Genomic DNA, 5,110 nt, shown 5'->3' with positions numbered 1-5,110 from the left:
TGGCAACGACTAGCTGATGAAGAAAAACTGCCCTTTGACAGACAGGCAAATGAAGCTCTGCGGGGTGTATCTCGCCGCGAATCGTTGCTGCACATCATCGGCATCGGACATTATTCGGAAGCCGAGATTCAGGCGATGATGGAGCGCAAAAATCGTTATTACGTGGAATCGATCGAAACCATTACCCCCCAAAATATCTTTCCCGGAGCCATCGAGCTATTAACAGAACTCCGACAAGCGGGCATCAAAATTGCGATCGGTTCTGCGAGTAAAAATGCCCGCACTGTCATCGAGAAATTAGGGATTGGTAATCTGGTGGATGCGATCGCTGATGGGGATAGTGTGGAACTACCCAAGCCAGCCCCAGACTTATTTCTGTTCGCTGCCAAACAGATCGGACTCGCACCCGCTCAGTGTGTGGTGGTAGAAGATGCCACCGTGGGCATTCAAGCGGCGATCTCAGGCGGAATGCGATCGATTGGCATCGGCCCGACGACTCGCGTTGGAGCTGCCGATATCGTGCTACCAAACCTAATTGGCGTTCATGCGATCGATCTCCAAACTCAATTATCACAAACCTTCAGCGATCCGCCGGAGTTGCGGCTTCAACAACATCTCAACCGAGAAGATCGAGCTGTAAAGAACATTCAATTAACAATGTGAATTTAGCAGTCGAAGGTATAACATGAAAATCTCCAAAACCCGCAGTCGATTTCAGCAATTACCTTTAAAAAACAGCATCCATATCAAGGTTCAAGATGGGCTATTTTCAGTTCAGGGATTAGACAAATGGTATAGCAACTGGCAAGAGCCGTACCATTTGATGCTGACATTACCTTGGGTAGGTTTCATTGCGATCGTTTCCCTGCTCTACATAGCCTTGAATATCGGCTTTGCTGGACTGTACTTGCTGGGCGGAGATTGTATCGTCAACGGTAATGGCTCCTTCCAAGATGCTTTTTTCTTTAGCGTTCAGACTCTGGCGGGGATTGGCTACGGAGTATTATCACCGAAAACTACTTATGCCAACTACATAGTTGTTATTGAAGCAATAACTGGTCTGTTTGCGATTGCCCTATTGACAGGACTTAGCTTTGCCCGCTTTTCTCGTCCCACCGCCAAAGTGATGTTCAGTAAGTTTGCGATAGTTATGCCCCAGAATAATCTGCCGACCTTGATGTTACGGACTGCCAATCAACGGCGGAACCAGATTCTAGAAGCACAAGTGAGACTCTCCCTCAGTCGTGATGAAGTCACCACCGACGGACACCACTTGCGGCGATTTTATGAATTACAGGTATTGCGATCGCACAATCCCGCTTTTTCACTGCCGTGGACACTGATGCACCCGATTAACGAGCAAAGTCCCCTCTATGGTTTTTCGGCTGAGTCCTTAGCTGAGTCTCAGTCGCAGATTATTGTTTCATTGAGCGGTATCGATGAAACTGTTTATCAAAATGTTCATGCTCGCCATACCTACGGTGTAAATAGCATCATCCTAAATCACCAATTAGTCGATATTATTCACATTGTTGACGAGCGGAATCGCTATGTCGATCTGGCTTCTTTTCATCATGTAATGCCGCTCTAAAATTTGAATCTAGCTGTCAGTAACCTTAAAAATCGAGACATTTTCTATCAATTAAATATTGGAGATTTTATCACATGACAAATTCTTACCAAGTCAGATTATTTAACAAAGCCGAAGGGATCGACCAAACTGTTGAAGTGCCAGCAGACCGCTACATCCTAGAAACTGCCGAAGAGCAAGGAATGGAACTGCCTTACTCCTGTCGGCAGGGCGTTTGTTCGACTTGCACAGTGAAGATGATTGAAGGAACGGTAGACCAGTCTGAAGGGACTTATCTGAGTGAAGAACAAATAGCTAAAGGATATGTATTGATTTGCATTGCCTACCCTCAAGCAAATTGTGTGTTTGAGACTCACAAAGAGGAAGAAGTACTTTAAATATTTCTCGCTTAATAAATTACCCAAAGCCCAGGAAAAACAAATGATTAATGTTTTAGATAAAACCGATACCGAAATCAAAACTGATGTGCTATCGGAACTCAAATACGATCCCAGTCTCAAAGTTACCGAAATCGGTGTATTAGTCACAGATGGCATCGTCACCCTCACAGGCTATACCACTAGCTTTAATGAGAAATTGGCAGCCGTTCATGCTGTGAAACGAGTGGCGGGAGTAGTGGCAATTGCCGACGATATTGAACTTCATATCCCTGATGCCAACCACCGCACTGACGGCGAGATCGCCGCAGCAGCAGCCCACCAAATTGCCTGGTCTACAACAATTCCCAAGGGAACCGTCGAGATCACTATTCGGAACGGTTGGGTCATTCTAGAGGGCGAAGTGGAGTGGTGGTATCAAAAGAATGCAGCGGAAGTAGCTGTGCGCCACCTAGCGGGCGTTTGTGGAGTGTCAAATTCAATTCGGGTTCAATCTACCAATAAAATCCCCGCAGTCGGTATGGATATTGAAGCGGCATTCAATCGTCATGCTCTCTTAGATGCCAAACAGATCCGCATCGAGGTCGCTGGCAACAAAGTAATGCTTCACGGTACAGTTCCGACGCTTACCCAGCGAGAGGAAGCCGAACGAGTCGCCTGGGCTGCTCAAGGAGTATGTGCGGTAGATAATCATCTCGCGATCGAGTGGTTTAAAACTGGGGATTAGCACTAATGAAACTCACCATCCAACGTATCGACCCAGAGTTTACAGCTCGTCACCTCAAGCTAAAATAACGTGAGTTTTCCTGCCGTGCCTACGGCAGGAAAACTCACGTTAACTAATACTCAAATAATTTCAGTTAAAGCTTGTACGAGTAGAAGATTTTGTTCCTCAGTACCGACAGTAATTCGCAGCTTGTCTTGCAACCCAGGTTCATTGAAATAACGAACTAAAATCCCTCGTGCTTTTAATGCTAGATAGAGTCGTTCTGCCTGAAGATCGATCGGTGTTGCCAGTAGAAAATTGCCATGTGATTCACCGACTATAAAGCCTAGCTTTTCTAAATCGATCGCTAATTTTGTCCGAGATGATTTAATCCGATCGATACAATTATCTGTATAGATTCGATCGAGGATTGCCGCTGCACCGACTTTAGTCGCGATCGCATCGATGTTGTAACTATCTTTAACTTTAAACAAGCCTGCTAAAAGTCTAGGATTAGCAATCCCAAAACCCATCCGCAATCCAGCGAGGGAATATCCCTTTGAGAGCGTCCGTAACAGGATAACATTATCGAATTCTCTTACCATTGAAAGCGCAGAATCAGGGGCAAAATTTACATAGGCTTCATCGATCGCGAGTATCCCCTTCAATTGACTCGCTAGGATGCGTAAATCCTCGATCGGGACGATATGACCTGAAGGACTATTTGGTGATGCGATTAGGGTGACAGCACCCTGTGCGGCGACGAGTTCGGCGATCGGTAGTTGCCAATTGGTGGGATAGGGAATTTCGACTGTCTGTGCTGGCTGCATTGCCGCGATCGTCCGGTATAAAACGTATGTAGGCATCGGGTAAACGACTCGGCGACTGTCGCCTTCCGCACTAGCCCGAATTAACACATTCAACAATTCATCGCTACCATTACTCACAATAATCCAATCTTCGGGTATATCCAAAGTGACGCTTACCGCTTGGCAAAATTCACGCGCAAAAGGGTCTGGATAACGTCTGAGCCATTCCCCCTCGAAATCTTGTAGTACCTGCATGGCTTTGGGCGACGGCGGATATGGATTTTCATTGGTATTGAGTTTGATAATCGGGATTCCTGGCTTGGGTTGTTCCCCAGGAATATAGCCAACCATATTATCGATCGCCGGACGGAAATAGCTCATCTAAAAATTAAAAATCGTAAGTTTGCTAAAATAACGTGAGTTTTCCTGACGGAAAGGCTACGCCAACGGGATAAGGAAAAAGCAAAGAAGGGGCAAAACAGGTAGCCTGGAAGTACCAACTAACCAACCAACCTGGATTGCCTTATGCCTAGTGTAGAAGAACTATTTTGTCTTGTTGCACTTTTTACGTCGGGGAACCCGACGAGCGCGCACCGCTGCTCCGTCGATGATTTCTGCCAAGTTTTTGGACAGCAGTGGCAAAGTCAATTACTTAGTCATGACTTACAAATGCGAAAACGCAAGCGCAGCCTATGCTTGAGTAAAGTGATGACCATTCTGATTGGTTTTCACCAATCTTATTACCGGAATTTCAAAAGTTATTATCTCGAAAAAGTTCAAACTCAGTGGCAGAGTCATTTTCCCAAATTGGTTAGTTACAACCGCTTCATTGAATGGATACCTGACACATTAATACCCTTATGTGGCTATCTCCGCTCTTGTTTTGGTACCTAGTCCACTCAAAGATCTATCGATCGATCTAGAGAAATGAAATCGGCTCTTAACTGGTGGATCTTGTATGGTGAAATTTGAGCAAAAGTTAGAGAATGGAAACAACTGACTATTATTTACATTTAAATTTTGCAAGCATCAAATTATATGAAACGCTCGACAGCTTGGATCTCAATTATTAGTGCTTATGTTTTGGGAATTGCTACATTTCATCAAGTCAACCTAAAAGCTACGGCAACTGCACCAAATCTGCCGCCAGAATTGACTAAAATTGGTCGCAAATCTTATTTGCTCACTTGGACTGATAATTCTGTTGTATATGTTGCTTGCTATCCCACAGTTAAACCCAGCATGAAACCTGCGCCAATTCAGCAAACACCTAATAGATATGTGATTACCTGTAAAAACAAATAAAAATATTAACCGATCGATAGATTGACCGATGACTTCACTACCTTGGTTTCTAGCCGTACTAGTTGGAGCGGGCATGGGCTTTTGTTCGGGACTGTTTGGTTTAGGCGGTAGCTCGATTGGCACGCCGATTTTGCGGTTATTTGGACTACCTGCTTTGATTGCCCTGGCAAGTCCGCTCCCACTCACGTTACCTAGTGCGATTGGGGGCGCGATTGCCTATCAAAAAGATCGCCTAATTCACTGGCGAATTGCTGTCTTAACCAGCTTGTGGGGCTGTCCTGGAGTGCTCACTGGGGCTTGGCTCACAGCATTTATCCCCGCA

Annotated in this window: 7 protein-coding genes and 1 pseudogene; 7 read left to right on the top strand and 1 reads right to left on the bottom strand. The window is 45.3% G+C overall.

The window, feature by feature from the left end; translation table 11 throughout:
* The 4 genes from pgmB to RMO84_RS16965 form a co-directional block, all read left to right on the top strand.
* The coding region (gene pgmB / locus RMO84_RS16980) for a beta-phosphoglucomutase (RefSeq protein WP_310489617.1) at positions 1-663 on the top strand (663 nt) is incomplete at its 5' end.
* 22 nt (positions 664-685) lie between these two features.
* On the top strand, positions 686-1,591 hold the full coding sequence (locus tag RMO84_RS16975) for an ion channel (RefSeq protein ID WP_310489616.1): 906 nt from the start codon (positions 686-688) through the stop codon (positions 1,589-1,591).
* A 74-nt stretch (positions 1,592-1,665) separates the two neighbouring features.
* Positions 1,666-1,968: a 2Fe-2S iron-sulfur cluster-binding protein gene (locus RMO84_RS16970; protein ID WP_310489615.1), complete on the top strand. Its 303-nt coding sequence runs from the start codon at positions 1,666-1,668 to the stop codon at positions 1,966-1,968.
* Positions 1,969-2,011: 43 nt separating this feature from the next.
* Positions 2,012-2,695, top strand: a complete 684-nt coding sequence (locus tag RMO84_RS16965; protein ID WP_310489614.1) for a BON domain-containing protein — start codon at positions 2,012-2,014, stop codon at positions 2,693-2,695.
* A gap of 119 nt (positions 2,696-2,814) precedes the next feature.
* On the opposite strand, the gene hisC is transcribed toward RMO84_RS16965, so the two are convergent.
* On the bottom strand, positions 2,815-3,864 hold the full coding sequence (gene hisC / locus RMO84_RS16960; RefSeq protein ID WP_310489613.1) for a histidinol-phosphate transaminase: 1,050 nt from the start codon (positions 3,862-3,864) through the stop codon (positions 2,815-2,817).
* A gap of 144 nt (positions 3,865-4,008) precedes the next feature.
* Here hisC and RMO84_RS16955 point away from each other — a divergent pair.
* The 3 genes and pseudogenes from RMO84_RS16955 to RMO84_RS16945 form a co-directional block, all read left to right on the top strand.
* Positions 4,009-4,371, top strand: a pseudogene (locus RMO84_RS16955) (hypothetical protein); the annotation flags it as partial.
* 132 nt (positions 4,372-4,503) lie between these two features.
* Positions 4,504-4,788: a hypothetical protein gene (locus RMO84_RS16950; RefSeq protein ID WP_310489611.1), complete on the top strand. Its 285-nt coding sequence runs from the start codon at positions 4,504-4,506 to the stop codon at positions 4,786-4,788.
* 28 nt (positions 4,789-4,816) lie between these two features.
* On the top strand, positions 4,817-5,110 hold a 294-nt coding region (locus RMO84_RS16945; protein ID WP_310489610.1), incomplete at its 3' end, for a sulfite exporter TauE/SafE family protein.

The sequence above is a fragment of the Chamaesiphon sp. VAR_69_metabat_338 genome (assembly GCF_031423935.1).
GTDB lineage: Bacteria > Cyanobacteriota > Cyanobacteriia > Cyanobacteriales > Chamaesiphonaceae > Chamaesiphon.
The sequence above is the reverse complement of the archived record's forward strand: the minus strand, read 5'-3'. Positions and strand labels throughout refer to the sequence as shown.